This is a genomic window from Streptomyces sp. NPDC043853 (assembly GCF_056436025.1).
In genome coordinates this window covers 316,064-332,703 of the sequence record NZ_JBWKDJ010000001.1, presented here as the reverse complement: position 1 = coordinate 332,703, position 16,640 = coordinate 316,064, and the positions used below count along the sequence as shown (strand labels likewise).

Sequence of the window (16,640 nt, the reverse complement as noted above, 5' to 3'; positions counted from 1 at the left end):
AAGCGACTGAAGCCTATATCAAAAGCCATTCATGGCCGAGTGTGAATCCATTCAGTAAGAGCGTCGAAGGTGGAACCGGCGCGCGGACCTGACTCGGACACGAAGAAGCCGGTGCCCGGATCGCCGAGCACCGGCGTCTTCCTCCCAGGTCAGATGCTGCGCATCAGGCCGTTTTGATCTTGTCGGAGGTGAGCATCGCATCCGACATGTCCACGAACTTCCAGCCTGCGGCAGCCATTCGCGCCGCGCTGTCGACGCGGACTCGGCCCATGTAGGCGCAGTAGCCGGCCTCACCGAGGATGACCTTGTCCCCCTGGACGCCGAGAACCACGAGGGTGTGGCCGACGGAAGTGGATCCCGGCCCGGACCCGACCGAGTAGGGGACGGGGGTCGACTGCATCGTCTTGCCGGTCTCCTTCGCGATCGTGTAGGCCGTCTCCTTGCCATCACCGGCCGGGTAGGCCTGGAACGTCGTGTATTTGTTCACGAAGTAGGTTGAGAAGCTCACGCAGTTCATCGCGTGGTTGTCGCCGCAGGAACCTGGGCCGCCGCCCGGACCGTACCGGTCGTCGAGGAACCTGTCGCCCTCCTTGTTGAAGAGGTCGACGAGGGCCTGGGCCTCCTCTTGCGTCATCCCGCCGTCCTTCGGCGAGACGGAACCGCCGGCCGTGGAGGCGCAGTTTCCCAGGATCGTGTCGATCCCGTTCGATATGTTGTCGATGATCCCGCCGACGATGTCCTCGACGCCACCGACGATCGAGCTGTCGACCGACCAGCCGCTCATCTTGCCGAACCACATCTCGGCGTTGTCGCCTCGTACAGCGAGCCCGGCCGCGCCGTCGGCGGAGCGCTCCCAGTTCTCGTGAAAGTGCAGCGCCGCCGTACGCGGCGTGCCCTGCGACTTCCTGAGCATGTCCTTGAAGACCGCAACGTCGCCCGGATTGTCACCATCGACCATGAAGGCCAACTGGGCCTTGATCGTGAACCAGTCGACGCCTTTTCGCTGCGCGTACTGGCGCAGCAGCGTGTTGCGGCCGAACGTCCACTGCCCAAGGCCAATACCGTTGTCCGTGTTCTGCGCGGCGCCGGCCTTCGCGGCGGTCATGGCATACGTCCCCGTCGGAAAGTTCTGCACACTCGTCGGGTCGATCCCGGACTCCTGCGACCAGTTCCCGAGGATGCCCGCGATGTTCGCCTTCGGCATCCCCCAACTGCTGAGTACCGAGTAGATCTCCTTGGCGTTCTTCTCCACGTTCGCCGGGACCGTGGCACCGGAACCGTTGCCGACATTATCCGCGTTGACGACGCACGCCGCCCTGTTCGCGTTGATGCTGCCCTCGGTCAACGCCGTCGAGTTGAGGACACCGGTCAGGACCGTGCCCAGCAGGGCCACGGTGGCGGTCATCGCGACCGCACCCGACAGCGCTGCCGCTACGGGGGCCATCGTCGCAGTGACGGTGAAGCCCAGGACCGCTCCGGCCCCCTTGGCTAGGAAGCTGCCGATCGCCATGAACGGTGCGGCGATCGCATGACCAACCGCCTTGAGGATGTTGACAAAGAGAGTCCACAGCAGGTTCCCGGCGTTGACGGCCATCGCCATGGCTGCGAAGAACATGGACTTGAGCCAGTTCAGTAAGGCCATGGCCATGACCAGGCCCATGGCCGGCGGAGCAGCAGACGCACCACCGCCGATGGCGACGCCCTTGGCCGCCTTCGCGCCCAGGCCCTCGTCGTCCTTCGTCGCACCGCGCTCGTAGCCCGTGCCGCCGACACCCAGCTCGCGCTGGTCGGCCGGCTTGGCGTCCGGGCTGCCGCCGGTGGCCTTGGACACGCCTTTGACCGTGTCCTGGGCACCCTCGACAGCGAGGTTCTTCGCTGCGCCAACGGCGGCTCCCGGAAGCCCGCCGGCCTGTGCGCCGGCCACGGCACCGGAGACAGCAGCTCCCGCGTAACGCCCGACGTTACGACGGGTCGCGCTGCTGCCGTCTCCTTCGATCGCCTTCTGGGTCGCGCCTCCGGCCAGGTTCCCGGCGACGCCGTTCATACCCTGCTTGATCGTCGCCCCGGCGTTCGCGGCCCCGGCTGTCTTGCCTGCGGTGTCTGCACTGTCCGGTACCTTCGACCCGGCCTCCGCCATCTTCGGTCGCGCGGTGTTCGCCGTGCCGGATGGGTCAGAAGGACCGGAAGGACGAGAAGGACCGGAAGGAACAGGAGGACCAGGAGGGCCGGAAGGGCCGGAAGTGCCGGAAGGGCCGGAAGGACGGGAAGGACGGGAAGGACGGGAAGGACGGGAAGGACGGGAAGGATCAGCTTCCCGCCCCGGGAGCTGCTTGGGCACGGCGGTCTTGCCCTCAGGAGGCTTCTCGATGCCCTCCTTTCGGGTGGGCGCCGCCGCCTTCATCCTGCTGTGGCGGCGCAGGGGCGCCGCCGAATCGAGGCTCTTGGTCCCGCGACCCTGCCGGGGCATCCCCTGACTCGCCGACGTGTCCGGCTGGTCCTTCGTCGTCCCCGTCTCGGAGCTCCGATTCGGCTGGTCGGCGGCCATGCTATTTTCCTTTCCGGCTCAATCCAGGTAGCAGGATCCGACACTTCTTCGCCGCACTCAGTGGAGCGTGGTGAGGAAGTCTTTGTCGTCGCGAACGGTGCTGTTGGACTGCACGTCCCGCAGACTCACGTCCAGTCGGAGCAGGTCGAGTGAGAGGTCCGACTGGTACTTGGACTTGTTCACTGAGTAGGTTTGATACGCATGTGAAAGGTTGTTCATGATGTTCATGAGCGGGCGCATCGTCACGTCAGAGGACTGGTAGTCCTTGGTGAGGCTGGTGCCATCCGAGAGAATCCACTGCATGTCCGAGATCTGCTGAATCGTCGGATCTGATCCCTCGTCACGCTTCTTGGTGAACAACTGGGCGTAGCTCTGTCCGGCCGGCACCAGGGCATCGAGGTAGCCGTCGTAGACGTTGCCTGTACGCCAGTTGAGGTCGAAGCCGCCGGGGGCGACGTGCTTGGTCTGCAGCGCCAGTGTCGAGACACCATCCTTTGCCTCGGCTGCGGAGACCCCCGTGATCTTGTCGGTGGCGATCGAGGCCGGAACGGTCGGCGGACGCAGGAACAACCCGTCGATCTTCGTCGTCTGCAGGTCGGACGTATAAGACCGAATCTGCGTCAGATTCGCGCGCATCTCGACGAGCTTCTGGTCCAGGGCCTTCCTGGCCTCGGTCTCCTTCTTCTTGAGTGCGACCCAGTAGTAGGCCTGCGCGGGATCGAAGGTCGGAGCGTTGAGCGCCGCGATCTTCTGGACCCCGGATGCACCGGGGTTGAAGAAGACCCGCCACTGGTCGTACTTGGTGAAGGTCTCGTCACCGGCCAGCTTGCCGCTGCTCTGCTTCGGCTGGGCTCCGGGCGCGGTGAGTTCGGCATTCGCACGGACCGTCAGATTCAGCACCTGACGGTCGAAGGGCCGGTCGGCGTTCAGGAGGACCCCGATGTAGCCGGTCGAGCCGAAGGCGTAGAGGGATCCCTTGATCCCGCTGGTGCTGACCGGCTCGCTGTTGAGTGAGGTGTCCGACCCGAGCAGGAACGCCCTGTAGTCCGCGGCGTTGTACGAGATCTGAGCGGTCGGGCTGAAGTGCATCATCACGAGCGCCTTGTTGCCGCGCTCGTTGGTGTAGACCCCGTCCACGGTGCCGTCGAGATTCGTCTTCGACGTTTTGAAGTCGCTGGTGTACAGCGCCGTCTGTGACAGCGAGTCACGTCCCGCCTTGTATGCCGAGACCCCTGATGCACCGATCGCGATCGCGCCCGTGACCGCGAAGATGCCGAAGAACACCCCAAAACGCTCGATCGCGTGGTGCGAGTCAAGCTTGAACTTCGCACTGAAGCCCAGCGCCTTGTTCCTGATCCCCATGTTCTGCTCTCTTTCGCGCCTGCACCGTGCTGCCAGCCCGGGTATGGCGAACCGGGTCGGAAGAGGCCTTGCGCCTCAACCAACCCGGTTCGCTCGATGGCTCTGTCCCCGTTCGTGTGCGCAGTCCGTGACGGCCCCTTACTTGGAAGGGCCGCTCAGGAATCCGGTGACCTGGTCGAAGGTCTGCGCGATCACCGTGCCGCCGCCGAGATCCGTAATGGTCTGCTGGCCGCCGGAGCCGATCGTCGAGAGCAGCGTCCAGCCGCCGGTGCTCAGAGCTCCGCCGACGAGAACGAGGAGCGCGATCGTGCCCCAGCCCTGCTGTTGGCCGGCGGACTGCGGGTTGGCCATCAGCTTCTTGATCAAGAGCACGCCGCCCCAGACCAGGCCGACAACGCCGAGCAGCATGAGTGCAGAACCTCCCCAGAGCTGGACCTGGGACTTTGCGTTCTGCAGGAAGCTGGTCAGGTCCCAGGCGGCGCTCGGCAGGGGTGCCTGTGTGAGGACGGCTGCCCCGTCGGTCTTAGGCATACTTCTTTCCTCTCGCCTTTCGATTCATTCAGTGGTGTGACATCGAGTCGCAAGGCAACAAGCGTTGACTACCTACCATGGCAGGTAGCGATAGGGGCTGAGTAGGTCGATGGCATCCGTCGACTCCTCTTGCTGACTCGTATACGTGTGCATCCTGAGTGGTTAACTTACACCATTCGAATCGTCGATCGTAGGGGCGCGCTAGATGTATCGACAGACCATCGAAAGAGCCTCAGGGACGAGGCGAATCGACGTCGCGGTGCGTGGTCGTGGAGGTGGCGCGGGGCCGCTGAGGTCGGCGGGCGGCTGTGGAATCCGCAGTTTGGGATGTGTAAGGTGCTGCTCCAGCAGTGCCGCGACGTCGGCCTGCTCGATTCCTGAGGTGGGCCGCCCCCGCCTGCCCCCGTCGATCGCGATCTTGACCAGGAAGTGTCAAACCGCCATGAACCCACTGCCCGGTGACCTTTTCGCCCGTCGGCTTCGTCAAGAGCGCGAACGCCTCGGCATCAGCCAGGCAGAGCTGGCGCGCCGTATGGCCGCACTGCTTGGCGCGAACGTTGACTCCACTGCCATCACGCGCATCGAGCAGCAGACCCGTGCGGTCAGGCTCGATGAGGCGGTCACCGCTGCCGAGGCTCTCGGGGTTCCGCTGATCACCCTGGTCAGCGACAACTACGCCCGGGAAAACGAGGCTGAGATCCAGAAACAGCTCGCCGAGCTCGCCATCGCCGAGCAGGAGCGGGAGAGGCTGCTGCAGAAGATCCACCGGATCACCCAGACCATCCGGCAACTCTCCGCCGAGCGGGAGGCCTTCCGCGCCCACGCGCTGAGCGTCAACCCTGAAACCGCCGGCGACCACGAGCTCGCCCCGGAGACCCAGGCCGCTCTCGATGTCCGGATGCGTGATGTCCGCAACAAGCCGACCGGAGAGGGTACAGGCCCAGGCCCAGGCCCAGGCGCATGACGCTGTGCGGGCGGCCGGGTTGAACTTCCGGTCGCAGACGTTCACCGTCCCGGTTTCCGCCACCGGCCGGCCTGCATGATCTCCTCGGTGCTCGCGTCGTTCCGCCGTATCTGGGTGACATGACCAGCCCGCAGACTGTGCAAGTCGTATGCCGGCGGATCCTTCCCGGCCGCTCGAGGTGCCGGTGCAGCATCGCGTGCAGCGCGTCGCCGCTCACGCCGGTCGTGTGGATCCGTGCGTCGAGGGGCACATCGTCCTGGTCGGCCTTCGGTCGGCCACGGGCCCGTGCATCCGTCGGCGGATGTAGCTCCAGGCCGTGCGGCTGCACGGCCGCAGTGTCCCAAGTCACCAAGGCCGTCGGGCAGTTCGGATAGGATCGCAGATATGGGAATTGACTGGGAAAACATCCTCGGCACAAGCGGGAACGGTCTCGACGAGGCATACGACAGGGCGGTCTCCTCGGTCGTCTATGGCGAGACCTCGGAGAACGACCATCGGCCACTCCCGGTCGGCGAAGAGTCCGACGACACGGATGGCCTGCGCTGACCTGAGGGCGCACGCAGAGACTGCCCGATGAGCCGGGGTTGCTTGTTGGGCTTGGTCCGCTCTGGCGGGCATTGGGGTCAGAGGCTTCTGCCCCGTAATGAACCGGTGGTCAAGCGTGCCATCGGGAACCTCGCCTCGCCGTGTCCAGATGGGCGCGGCACGGGTGGCGAGAAGTTGCGCTCGGACGGCCCGGCGTCCGTCGCCGGGTCCTTCGGCGGGGCGCTGAGCTGGCCGGGGAATCGCGGGTCAGGCCGGCACAGCGGGAATCGACTTCGGCTCTCCGTCCGGGTGCAGACGCAACTGCTCCTCGCGGCCCTCGGTGCGTACTGCAGTGGCATCGTGCATCCGGCCTGGGGCACCTCGCCAGCCGACCGGCCTGCCGATCGTGGAGGGCGAGACTCCGAACAGGACGCGCGGGGGCGGCTGGCGGAGCCTGACCCCCGACGCCCCCCGATCATTCAGGCCCGGGCCGGTGCGCCCATCCTGACCTCCCGTGGTCTCCCCAGGGCACTCGGGAGCGGGGCGTGATGATCGTGTCCCGCCTCGCCACGAACCCGCTCCGGCCAGCCGTAGTCACGCGGAAGAACGAGTGTCGGTCCCAGGGGGCCATGCGCTGCAGAGCACCTCGGTCACCCCGGCCGTTCCGGGCCATCAGGCGGTTGCCTGCCAGTTCCAGTGCCCGGACCACTGCCATCTCGGATACCGCGACGACGGCTGCCGTCGGCTGAGCGATTATCTCTCCCCAGCTGTGCGTCGCTCGCGCCAGGCCGCGATCTCACGGCCCAGATTGGGCGACCTGCTGTAGCGCCCTGAGGGTCCCCCAAAGCAGCAGGGCCCACGTCTCTGGCAGCCTGTCAAATAGAGGGCCTCCGATCCACCTGGCCAAGGGTGAATCCACCGGCGGCGTCGGCCTGCTTGGGGGGCTCCTGCGCTCCTTGGCCGATAGGCCGGATCTGGCCGGAAGTGCATGGGCGAGGAGCTTCCTGCTGCTGCTCGTCGAACCGGGTGGGGGGCCGAACGTCCGGAACACCATCGCGCACGATCTGAGGGAGTCGCTTCCCCTGCGCCACCAGACCGCGATGGTCCTGTTGGCTGCGTTGATCTTCCTCGGCGCGGCATCGGCCGGCTCGACCAGCAAAGCAGAAGGGTGAGGCCGCTTCGGCCAACCAGTTGGCCGGCGCGGCGTCCAGCCCTGTCGGCTCCCTCAGCCGCGATGAAGAAGGTTGGCTGCTTCCTTGACGATCACTGCCACCACACCGGTCACGAACGCGCCCAGCACCCTGTCCACCAGGTTGCCTTCCTGCCTCCGTCCGGCTCGAGCCGGACGGGGGTGTGCGCGGCGCCGCTTGCGTCGAGTCATGGAATCCTCCAAGGCGTCCTGCCGTTGCGCTCGGTACCGTCCGGCCAGCTGCGCAAGGGCTCCTGTCTGACGCACATCACCCTGCCGCGGCAAAGGCAGAGCCGGCCCGGAAACGGCCCCCGTCTCGGTGTAACTTCCAGAACGTCAAGGAGTGGGAGCCGGGCACAGCGGACGATCTCGTGCGCGATGCGGAAGCCCTTGGTGTCGAGCAGGTCTCCGCCAGGATGATCACTGACTGGGTGGAGGTCGGCCTTCTGGCTGCACCCGAGTTCCACGAATCCACGCAGCACGGTCGTGACCCCGGCGTGTTCCCCGCGGTGCAGCGCCGTCTGTTCAGCGAACTGCTACAAGCCCGCAAGCGGTCCCCGCTCAAGCGGATTCGCCACCACACCTTGATTCCGGTGGTGCTGTTTGTCTGGCTCACCGATGACACCGTCGTCCCGGTGGGGCAGGCGCGCAGAGCGCTTCGCACGTATGCGCAGACCACCGGCAAGACGAACAGGGCCCGGCGGCAGGAGAACGCCCGCCGCATCGTGGACCAGTTCGCCCACCCCTCCGCCACGTACCAGCAGCGCCGCATCGTCCAACTGCTCATCGAGGAGGGGGAGCGGACCCGTAAACCGGACTGGGAGAAACTGCACTCGGCGCTCACGGCTCTGTGCTCGCCATGGCGTACTGCCAGCGTACCCCTGCTGGAGCGCGGCATCGGTCGACCGGACATGCCCTTGACGGTGACCGATTCCATCGTGCTCAAGGTGGCCGCTCAGCGGCTGACGGCACGGCTCGGCGCCGAGGAGGTCTGCGAAGAGGACCTCCTCGAAGCGCGCAGGGTGCACCGGATCGACTGGGTGCAATCCGAGGCGGCTCGGAGCCAGCAGCACCCCGCAGGTACGACCGCCGGCTTCTTCGTGGCCCCGAAGGCATGGAGGCGCGAGCCCGAGAACAGGTCCACGCGTACCCAGGCACCCTTGCAGGCATGCTGGGCATCATCGCCCAGGTGGGGCGCAGGTCGGGCGTGTCCCGTTCTGATCATCGCTGTGCGTAGACATGACGGCCAGGCCGCGGACGGGAGAGGCCCACGAGGTGGCCGCCGCAGCCGCGAGGGCGAGCGCGTCCGTCAGAAGGGGCGCTTCGACTCCCGCGATGGCGGCGACGCTGCCTGGGGGTCAAGGGGTCGCAGGTTCAAATCCTGTCGTCCCGACTTGTGAAAGTCGCAGCTCGAGGGGCCGTTTCAGAGAGATCTGAAACGGCCCCTCGAGCGTTTTCGCCCGACAGGGCCCGCACGTCGGACATCCAGGCCCCCGCCCACATGCCGGCGGCGCGGGGCAGGGAGCCGGGAGTCGGGAGGCGTGTCCTACGGGGTGTCGCAGAGGTTGGCGACGAACTTGCGCAGGCGGCCGGAGCGGACGGGGGTCACACCGTGGATGACATGGGCGCCGTAGGCGACGGCCACGCCGGGGCCGGCCTGGCTGGTCCAGCGGCTGCGGGGGGCGCCGGCCAGCCACTCGGGGGTGGTGTCGTGCAGGTCGGCGCGGTCGGGGGCGTGTTCCAGGACGTGGGTCAGGGGAGTTCCGGCGAGGTAGCCCTCGCTCTCGCCGACCTCCCGGCCGCTCCAGACGCCCGGGCTGGAGGTGGTCTCGACGTAGAACTCGCCGCCGGCCTCGGCCGCCTGGACGACGACGCCGATCCGGCCGATGCGGCGCGGCGGTTTCGCTGGGTGCGGGATGCCGTCGAGGTGGGTGTGTATCGCGTCGCCCGGCCCCAGTTCGGTGTAGGCCCACTTGGCGGCCGCGGTGGCCGAGGGGATGGACCGCCGGATCGCCGGCAACGCGCGTGCGGTCGCGGCCTGCAGGATCTCCCGGGCCGCCGCCGGGGCGGGGATCACCTCCGCCTGGAAACGGGGCTGCCAGCCGGTGGCGGCCAGTTCGGTGTCCATGATCTTGAGCAGGCGCGCGAGGTCGTCGTCGGTCAGGAACTCTTCGACGGTCTGCAGAACCAGGGTTTCGCTGATGTGGATCATGGTCGTCCCTCGTGGTCGGGGCCGGATCGATCGACGCGAGCACTGTGGTCCGAGGGTGGGATCCGGTCCAGGGGAGTGGCAGGGGCGCATCGGCGCGCGGGACGCGCGCGGCCGGATGACGCCCGTACGCGTCACCCTCCGGGAGCGGCTCCGCCCAGGGCGGTCACGACGAAGGCGGTCGTGGCCGGTCTGGCGCAGCGCGCGGCGGCGTAGTCGAGGGCCATCCGGTGCGAGGCGGCGTCGAAGTCGGCGGTGGCGTCCGCGAGGAGGAACGGCTGGATGTCGTTCATGAAGGCGTCGGCACAGGTCAGCAGGCAGCCGAGGTGGGCGTAGACCCCGGTGACGAGCAGTTGGTCGCGGCGGGCCCGCCGGAGCAGGGCGAGCAGCGGGGTGCCGTGGAAGGCGCTGTAGCGGTGTTTGGTGAGGACCGTGTCGCCCGGCCGTGGTCCCAGCGCACCGGGGATGTCGGTGTCATCGGGCCGGCCGCCCGGCCCGGGGCCCCACAGATCGGCGAGCAGACCGCGCCGGGCCGCAGGCTGGCGGGGAGGCTGGCGGGTGTAGAGGACGGGGACCCCGGCGGCGCGGGCGCGCGCCGCGAGGGCGCCGATGTTGGCGACGACCTCGGGGAGGGGCTCCCGGTCGGCGTAGGGCCGCAGGAAGTAGCGCTGCATGTCGTGGACGAGCAGGGCCGCCCGCTCCGGGTCGGGCAGCCAGTGCCGGAGCCGGGTGTCCGGGAGGCCGGTCGCGGTGGGCAGGGCGTACGGCTCGATGGTGGGCAGGGCCATGGGGCGGTTGGTCTCCCGTCGTCCTTGTCCTCGTCCTCGTGCTCGTTCTGTTCTCGTGCTCGTTCTCGTTCTCTCGTCCTCGTCCTGTCGTTCGGGTGCCGGTGCCTTCGGCCGGTCGCGGCGTCATGCGGTTCGGCAGCGGGCGCGTCCGACCGTGACCGGAGGGTGGCGGCCGGGTCCAGAGGCGTGCGGGGGCGCACGGGGGACAACGGCCGGCCTGCCCACGCGCCCTGTCGGGCTGCGCCCGGCGGTGCTCCACTGTGCGCTGTCGGCGGCCCGGATGCGCGCGGAGGTGTGCGGTGCACCTGTCGGGACTGGCGGAACGCGTGGTGGTGGTCACCGGGGCCGCGGGCGGGATCGGCTCGGCGGTGTGCCGGGCACTGGCCCGCTGCGGAGCCGCGGTCGCGGCCGTCGACCGGGACGAGGCCGGACTCGCCCGGCTCGCCGCGCACACCGCGGCGTACGGCGGACCGGTGCTGCTGCGCTACGCCTGCGACGTCACGGCCGCCGGCGCCGCCGAGGGTACCCTGGCACGGGTCGAGAAGGACCTCGGCCCGCTGGCCGCGCTGGTGAACGTGGCCGGAGTGCTCCGCTGCGGGCCCGCCCTGACCTGCACCCCGGCCGACTGGGCGGCGGTCATGGCCGTCAACGCCACCGGGGTCTTCCTCTGGTCGAGGGCCGCGGCCGCGCTGATGGCCGGTCACGGCCGGGGCGCCCTCGTCACGGTGGCCTCGAACGCGGCGGGCATCCCCAGGGCAGGGATGGCCGCGTACGCCGCGTCCAAGGCGGCGGCGAGCGCGTACACCCTCAGCCTCGGGCTGGAGATCGCCCCGCTCGGGATCCGCGCCAACGTGGTCTGCCCGGGCTCCACCGACACCCCCATGCTGGGGCGGCTCGGCCCGGACGCCGCAGCCGCCGCCGTCCGCGGCGATCCGGCGGCCTACCGCACCGGGATTCCCGTGGGCCGGGTCGCGGCACCCGAGGACATCGCCGACGCCGTGGTCTTCCTGCTCTCCGACCAGGCCCGGCACATCACGCTGCACAGCCTGTACGTCGACGGGGGCGCCGCGCTCCACGGCTGAGCCGTCCGGACGACGGCACGAACGGACGGAGGATGCACCGGGTGGGCAGTCGTACACGCAGGCCGGCCGGCCACTGGGCCATGGCCGTGCCCGGCGCCCTGGTCCAGGCGGGCCCGGGAACGGCCCTGCACGTCGGACCGGGGGCCGGGCAGGGCAGGGAGGCGGCGGCGGTGGCCGAACGGGCGCTGGCGTCCGCCGCGCCCGGCACGGCGGTCGTCGGCGTCCTCCCGTTCGACGGGACGGAACCGGCCGTGCTGACCCTGGCACCCCTGGGGCACACACGACGGCCGGCACCCGGGCGGGCCCGTACGGGTGCACCGGGGCCGGCACCCGCACCGGCACCGGCCCCCGCCCCGCCCCGCGGGTACGCGCCGGACGACCCCGGCTACCCCGCTGCCGTGACCACGGCGGTCGACCGGATCCGGGCGGGCGCCCTCGACAAGGTGGTCCTCGCCCGCAGTTGCCATCTGCCCCACGGCCCCCATCTGCCCTATGGTCCCCACCAGCCCCACGTTCCCCACCTCCCCCACGGCCCCCATAGTCCCCGCCCGGCCGACGTTTCCGCCCTCTGGTACCGCCTGGCCGGCAGCGCGCCGCGGGGCGTCACGGCCGCCGCCGACGCGGCCGCCGGGCGGAGCCTGCTCGCCTCGGCCAAGGACCGCCACGAACACGCCCTGCTCGTCGAGGAGATCACCCGTCAGCTGCGGCCCTCCTGCGAACGCCTCCACTTGCCCGCCACGCCCGTGCTCACGGCCACGCCCCAGCTCTGGCACCTGTCCACCACCATCCGGGCCACTCTCCGGCACCCCGCCCCCAGCGCCCTGCACATCGCCGCCGCGCTGCACCCGACACCCGCCGTGTGCGGACTGCCCAGGGAGGCCGCCCGCCGCCTCATCCGAGAACTGGAGCCGTCCTCCCGCCGCTACTTCACCGGCATCCTCGGCTGGACGGACACCCGCGGGGACGGCAGCTGGGTCATCGCCCTGCGCTGCGGCGAGCTCTCGGCCGGCGGGCTGACCGCCTGGGCCGGAGCCGGGATCGTCACCGGCTCCGACCCGTACGCCGAACACGCCGAGACCGCCGTCAAGATGACCACCGTACTCAGCGCTCTCCGAGCCGATCAAGACGCGTACGCCGATCAAGACGCGTACCCAGACGCACACGCCGACGCGAACTCCGGCGCGAACCCCGACGCGAACTCCCGCGCGACCCCCGGCGCGAACGCCCGCGCGACCCCCGCCGCCGACCCCACGACCGGGGCGTTCACGCTCCGCGGACGGGCGACGGCTCCCGCCGCCGCTGCCCGGGCGTGGCCGGCAGGCGGGACAGATTGGTGCTGATCAGCGCCGCCGCGCGGCCCACCGCCTCGCCGAGCGGAGCGATCTGCGCGGGGTCCGGACCGGTGGCCGCCACCGCGGCCACCACGCTGTCGTACGCGGATAACACCGGTGCCGCCACGGAGGAGAGCGTGCTCACGCACCGGCCGTACTCGAAGGCCAGCCCCCGCTCCCGGATCCGCGCCGCCTCCACGGACCACGCCGACGCCGACCACCCCTCGGGAGGGCCCGCGTCCGGCCGGTACGCCGTGAGGATCAGCTCGGCCGCGCTCCCGGGCGGCAGGACCACGCCGGGATGCAGCGGGGCGAACTCGTCCGCCTCACCGCGCAGGCCCCCGACGACGATCGTGTGCCCCGCCTCGGGCACCGACAGGGTGAGACTCGGCCCGCCGCTCAGGGAGGCGAGTTCACGCAGCGGACGGGCCGCCGCCGCGCGCAGCGCACGCGCCGGATGCCAGCCCACGCCCAGCCGGAAGGTCCTCGGGCCGAGCCGGTAGCGGCCCGCGCTGCTCTGCACCGCGCCGAGCGCCACCAGCTGTCCCAGCAGCCGGTGCGCCGTCGCCTTCGGCAGTTCGGCGTCGGCCGCCAGGCGGGTCAGCCCGACCTCGTCGCTGTGTGCCAGCACTTCCATGAGTGCGAACGCACCCTCCAGAACGCCCCGCCCCTCGGTGCCGGATCTGGCCATGAGCGGTTCCCCCTCTCGTGCGGGCACCGTCGTTCGGACGGCCCCGCAACTCCCCGTTAGTCCCGGCTGATCAGGGAGAAAGGTGTTGCCGTCCTCCGCTTCCGCCGGTCCGTTGAACGGACCCGATCATTGCCCGTGGTCCCGGTTCGCGCCAGTGTGTTGTCACCCAAGGACGCAACGACCGGGCCCCCTCGGGGAAGCCCGGACACCGTCCACCCGGAACGAAACAAGGAGGAACCGATGAGCGCCATCAAGACCAGCGCCAAGCAGTTCAAGTACGTCATGTCCGCCATGACGGCGGTGTTCTTCGCTTCTTGTTCTGCCAGCTGACACGCACACCGGGGGTGGGGGCGGCGCGCCCCCCCCACCCCTGCGTCACGCAACGGAGAGGGAGGCACGAGTGCTGGAGACCGGTGTCCGGCAGGTCCGGGTGGCGACGTCCATGGTGTTCGGCCGACGGCTGAACGTACGGACCGTGGAGCGGCTGGTCGCCGACGCCCTCGCCACGCTCGAGGAGTTCGGCTCGCTCGGCGACGACGTCGAGGAACTGGCCGACGGCCCCTTCGCGGACCCGGAGGAACGGCAGGACCTGCAGAACCGGGCCCTCCAGCGGACCGTGCGCCGCCTCGCCAAGCGCTCCCCGTTCTACCGTGAGCGGCTCGCGGGGACCGACCTCGACGGGCTGACCACCCAGACGCTCACCTCGATCCCGGTGACCCGCAAGGCCGATCTGGTCGAGCGCCCCGCCGACTTCCTGTGCGGCAAGCCCTATCTGGTGACGCAGACCACCGGCACCACCGGCCGTCCCGTGCAGATCTGGCTCTCCCGCTACGAGATGGAACTCTGGCCCGCGCTGATCGCACTCTCCGTGGTGCTGCGCGGCGACATCCGGCCCGGCGACCGGATGCAGATCAACCTCAGCTCCCGGGCGACCGCCGCCGTGCAGGAGGACGTCGAGGTGTGCCGGCTGGTCAACGCCTCCTGCCACGTGGTGGGCCAGGTCCCGCCGGAGGAGTCCGTCGAGCACCTCTTCGGCCGGAACGGCAGCCCGGCCACCCTGCTCACCGGCAACCCCAGCTACCTCGCCCGCATGGTCACCGCCGCCCGGCAACGCGGCTACGGCCCCGGCGACTTCGGACTGCGGGCCGTGTACGCCGGCGGGGAGATCATGTCCCGGGCGCTCACGGACGCCCTGCGCGACACCTTCGGCGCCGAGACCGTCGGCGACAACTTCGGCATGACCGAGCTGCTGCCGGTCGGCGGCCGCACCTGCAGCCGGCGCCACCTCCACATCGACCCCACCATGGGGTACACCGAGGTGCTCGACCTGGAGACGGGCGAGCCCGCGGCCCCCGGCCGCCTCGGCGAGCTGACGGTCACCCCGTACTACCCCTACCGGGAGTGCATGCCCGTCCTCCGCTACAACACCGGTGACGTGGTCCGCACCCTGGACGGCGAACCCGACTGCGAACTCGCCGCGGTGCCCGCGGTCTCCCAGATCCTCGGCAAGGCGGGCGGGCTGTACCGCACCGCCGGGTCCGTGGTGACCCCGCGCGACATCGTGGAGGCCCTGGACGGCACCCCCGGCCTGCCCTGGCCGCTGCGCCACCGGGCGGACGTCGGAGCCGACGGACGGCTCCACGTGCAGGTCGCCTCCCGTGAGCTCGGCGCCGCCGAGGTGACCGGACTCCTGGCGGACCGCGGCATCGACGCGCAGGTCACGGTCCTGCCCCTGGACGACGCCGAGGCCGCGCTCCGCTTCCCCCTCCGCTGCGACCTGCTGGAGCACACCTTCACCCGGAGCCATGCATGAGCGTCTTCTTCCAGCTCGCGGTCACCACCGTCCTGGCGCTCGCGGTGGTCGTCGGCGCCGTCGCCTACTTCCGCGCCGTACGCACCCCCAGGCCGCCCGTCGGCGTCTTCAACGGCGCCGACATCCTCCTCATGATGGGCTTCGTCCTGGCCCTGCCGTACGTCTACCTCGCGCTGCCCGGTGCCGTCCTCCCGGTCGTGCTCGCACTGGTCTTCGCGGGCGGGCTCTCCGTCGGCTACCAGCCGCTCATCGGGAACGGCCGGCTGCGCTGGGCGCTGATCCTCGCGCTGATCGCGAGCGTGCTGGTCTGCCACACGGCCTTCGGCGAGACCGCACCCCCGTACTGGGTGGCGAACAGCTGCGTCGTCGGGCTGGTCGTCGTGTCCGCCACCAACCTCAACGTCCAGGGCGGCATCCGGCTAGCGAACGTGGCCCGGTTCCTGCTCGCGCTCGCCGCGTACGACGCGTTCTTCGCCTGGGTCGTCCCGCTGACCCAGGAGCTCGCCGACGCCGTCCAGGGCTATCCGTACGCGCCCGCCGCCGGCCTGCGCATAGGAGAGGACCTCGGCGGCGTGGTCGGCATGGGCGATCTGCTGGCCTACGCGCTCTTCACCACCACCGCGTACAAGGCGTACGGGAAGGCCGGCCTGCGGACCGGGCTCGTCCTGGTCCTCCTCTGCGGTGCCGTGGCCCCCGTGGCCCTGCAGCACCTGATCACCGCGGTCAGCGGCGACGCCCCCGCCCTCGTCCCGGCCCAGGTGTTCTTCGGGCCGGCGGCCTTCATCGGCTACCGGGTGCTCCGCCGCCGGGGGCCGGAACGGCGGATGGCCGACGTGGTCTTCCGCCGCGAAGCCCCGCGGCTCCCGCGGCAGCGTCCGCCGGTGCCCAGCGCGGGCACCACCGTGGCCCGCACCACGCCCTGAGCTCCCGCCGCGCGTGGCCCCAGGCCGCCCTCCCCGGTCACCCGGGAGGGCGGCTTCCGCACGTCAGGAGCCGGTACCGGCACAGTCCGGGCACAGGCCCCGGTAGGTCATCTCGACCCCGGAGAGGGCGAAGCCGAACCGCTCGGCGGCGGGCAGGTCGGCCAGCTGGTCGCCCGCCGGGTGGACGTCCCGGATCGTGCCACAGCCCGAGCAGACCAGGTGCTGGTGCGGACTGTGCGCGTTCGGGTCGTAGCGCTTGGCGCGGCCGTCGGTGGTCACCTCGGCGACCTCGCCCAGTGACACGAGCTCACTGAGCGTGTTGTAGACCGTCGCCCGGGAGACCTCGGGCAGCCGGGCGGTGGCCCGGGCGAGCACCTCGTCCGCCGTGAGGTGGACGTGTTCGCCGTCCAGTACTTCGGCCACCACCCGGCGCTGTGCGGTCATCCGCCAGCCGCGTTCGCGAAGCCGTTCCAGCAGGTCGCTCACTGCCCCCACCAGCCTTACTTGAGCGTGTCTACAGAATGAATCCGTACGGTTTTGGTTCTTGCATTGACTTGGACTAAGTCCATCGTAGGATCTATTCCGGCGACAACCAAGGGAACAGGAAGACAGCAGGGAAAAAGCTGTGACGCTTCGGGGGAGGGGTCCGCTCACCGCCTTTCGTCAGCGCTCCGTCCGCCTGTCCCA

Annotated in this window: 16 protein-coding genes; 8 read left to right on the top strand and 8 right to left on the bottom strand. The window is 70.0% G+C overall.

Going from position 1 to position 16,640, the window contains the following annotated elements:
• Nucleotides 1-163: 163 nt before the first annotated feature.
• The 3 genes from AC067U_RS01365 to AC067U_RS01355 form a co-directional block, all read right to left on the bottom strand.
• Nucleotides 164-2,044, bottom strand: a complete 1,881-nt coding sequence (locus AC067U_RS01365; RefSeq protein ID WP_478827546.1) for a phage tail tip lysozyme — start codon at nt 2,042-2,044, stop codon at nt 164-166.
• Between the two features lie 558 nt (nt 2,045-2,602).
• A complete protein-coding gene (locus AC067U_RS01360) occupies nt 2,603-3,907 on the bottom strand; it encodes a hypothetical protein (RefSeq protein ID WP_478827545.1) in 1,305 nt (434 codons plus the stop codon).
• 138 nt (nt 3,908-4,045) lie between these two features.
• Nucleotides 4,046-4,438: a hypothetical protein gene (locus AC067U_RS01355; RefSeq protein ID WP_478827544.1), complete on the bottom strand. Its 393-nt coding sequence runs from the start codon at nt 4,436-4,438 to the stop codon at nt 4,046-4,048.
• 442 nt (nt 4,439-4,880) lie between these two features.
• Between AC067U_RS01355 and AC067U_RS01350 the strand changes: the two genes are divergently transcribed.
• From AC067U_RS01350 to AC067U_RS01340, 3 genes are all read left to right on the top strand, one after another.
• The gene (locus tag AC067U_RS01350; RefSeq protein WP_478827543.1) at nt 4,881-5,402 is read left to right on the top strand and encodes a helix-turn-helix domain-containing protein; all 522 of its coding nucleotides are present in this window, start codon (nt 4,881-4,883) and stop codon (nt 5,400-5,402) included.
• A 384-nt stretch (nt 5,403-5,786) separates the two neighbouring features.
• Complete coding sequence (locus tag AC067U_RS01345; RefSeq protein WP_478827542.1) at nt 5,787-5,948, top strand: hypothetical protein; 162 nt, start codon at nt 5,787-5,789, stop codon at nt 5,946-5,948.
• A gap of 935 nt (nt 5,949-6,883) precedes the next feature.
• On the top strand, nt 6,884-7,099 hold the full coding sequence (locus tag AC067U_RS01340) for a hypothetical protein (RefSeq protein ID WP_478827541.1): 216 nt from the start codon (nt 6,884-6,886) through the stop codon (nt 7,097-7,099).
• A 53-nt stretch (nt 7,100-7,152) separates the two neighbouring features.
• Here AC067U_RS01340 and AC067U_RS01335 read toward each other — a convergent pair whose 3' ends face one another.
• Nucleotides 7,153-7,308, bottom strand: a complete 156-nt coding sequence (locus AC067U_RS01335; RefSeq protein WP_478827540.1) for a hypothetical protein — start codon at nt 7,306-7,308, stop codon at nt 7,153-7,155.
• A 179-nt stretch (nt 7,309-7,487) separates the two neighbouring features.
• Here AC067U_RS01335 and AC067U_RS01330 point away from each other — a divergent pair, with 179 nt between their 5' ends.
• Nucleotides 7,488-8,516: a hypothetical protein gene (locus tag AC067U_RS01330; RefSeq protein ID WP_478827539.1), complete on the top strand. Its 1,029-nt coding sequence runs from the start codon at nt 7,488-7,490 to the stop codon at nt 8,514-8,516.
• Between the two features lie 146 nt (nt 8,517-8,662).
• On the opposite strand, the gene AC067U_RS01325 is transcribed toward AC067U_RS01330, so the two are convergent.
• The gene (locus tag AC067U_RS01325; protein WP_478827538.1) at nt 8,663-9,328 is read right to left on the bottom strand and encodes a hypothetical protein; all 666 of its coding nucleotides are present in this window, start codon (nt 9,326-9,328) and stop codon (nt 8,663-8,665) included.
• A 131-nt stretch (nt 9,329-9,459) separates the two neighbouring features.
• Nucleotides 9,460-10,113: an isochorismatase family protein gene (locus tag AC067U_RS01320; RefSeq protein WP_478827537.1), complete on the bottom strand. Its 654-nt coding sequence runs from the start codon at nt 10,111-10,113 to the stop codon at nt 9,460-9,462.
• A 299-nt stretch (nt 10,114-10,412) separates the two neighbouring features.
• Here AC067U_RS01320 and AC067U_RS01315 point away from each other — a divergent pair, with 299 nt between their 5' ends.
• Both AC067U_RS01315 and AC067U_RS01310 read left to right on the top strand, forming a co-directional pair.
• Nucleotides 10,413-11,195 (top strand): SDR family oxidoreductase, encoded by a 783-nt coding sequence (locus AC067U_RS01315; RefSeq protein WP_478827536.1) that lies wholly within the window; start codon nt 10,413-10,415, stop codon nt 11,193-11,195.
• A gap of 41 nt (nt 11,196-11,236) precedes the next feature.
• A complete protein-coding gene (locus AC067U_RS01310) occupies nt 11,237-12,535 on the top strand; it encodes an isochorismate synthase (RefSeq protein WP_478827535.1) in 1,299 nt (432 codons plus the stop codon).
• Here AC067U_RS01310 and AC067U_RS01305 read toward each other — a convergent pair.
• The gene (locus AC067U_RS01305) at nt 12,459-13,217 is read right to left on the bottom strand and encodes a helix-turn-helix domain-containing protein (protein WP_478827534.1); all 759 of its coding nucleotides are present in this window, start codon (nt 13,215-13,217) and stop codon (nt 12,459-12,461) included. The two genes, AC067U_RS01310 and AC067U_RS01305, sit on opposite strands and share 77 nt — an antisense overlap.
• Before the next feature lie 400 nt (nt 13,218-13,617).
• On the opposite strand from AC067U_RS01305, the gene AC067U_RS01300 reads away from it, so the two are divergent.
• Both AC067U_RS01300 and AC067U_RS01295 read left to right on the top strand, forming a co-directional pair.
• Nucleotides 13,618-15,030, top strand: a complete 1,413-nt coding sequence (locus AC067U_RS01300) for a phenylacetate--CoA ligase family protein (RefSeq protein ID WP_478827533.1) — start codon at nt 13,618-13,620, stop codon at nt 15,028-15,030.
• Nucleotides 15,027-15,953 (top strand): hypothetical protein, encoded by a 927-nt coding sequence (locus AC067U_RS01295; RefSeq protein WP_478827532.1) that lies wholly within the window; start codon nt 15,027-15,029, stop codon nt 15,951-15,953. Before AC067U_RS01300 ends, AC067U_RS01295 begins: the two co-directional genes overlap by 4 nt.
• Nucleotides 15,954-16,016: 63 nt before the next feature.
• Here AC067U_RS01295 and AC067U_RS01290 read toward each other — a convergent pair whose 3' ends face one another.
• On the bottom strand, nt 16,017-16,439 hold the full coding sequence (locus tag AC067U_RS01290) for a Fur family transcriptional regulator (protein WP_478828251.1): 423 nt from the start codon (nt 16,437-16,439) through the stop codon (nt 16,017-16,019).
• Nucleotides 16,440-16,640 lie beyond the last annotated feature (201 nt).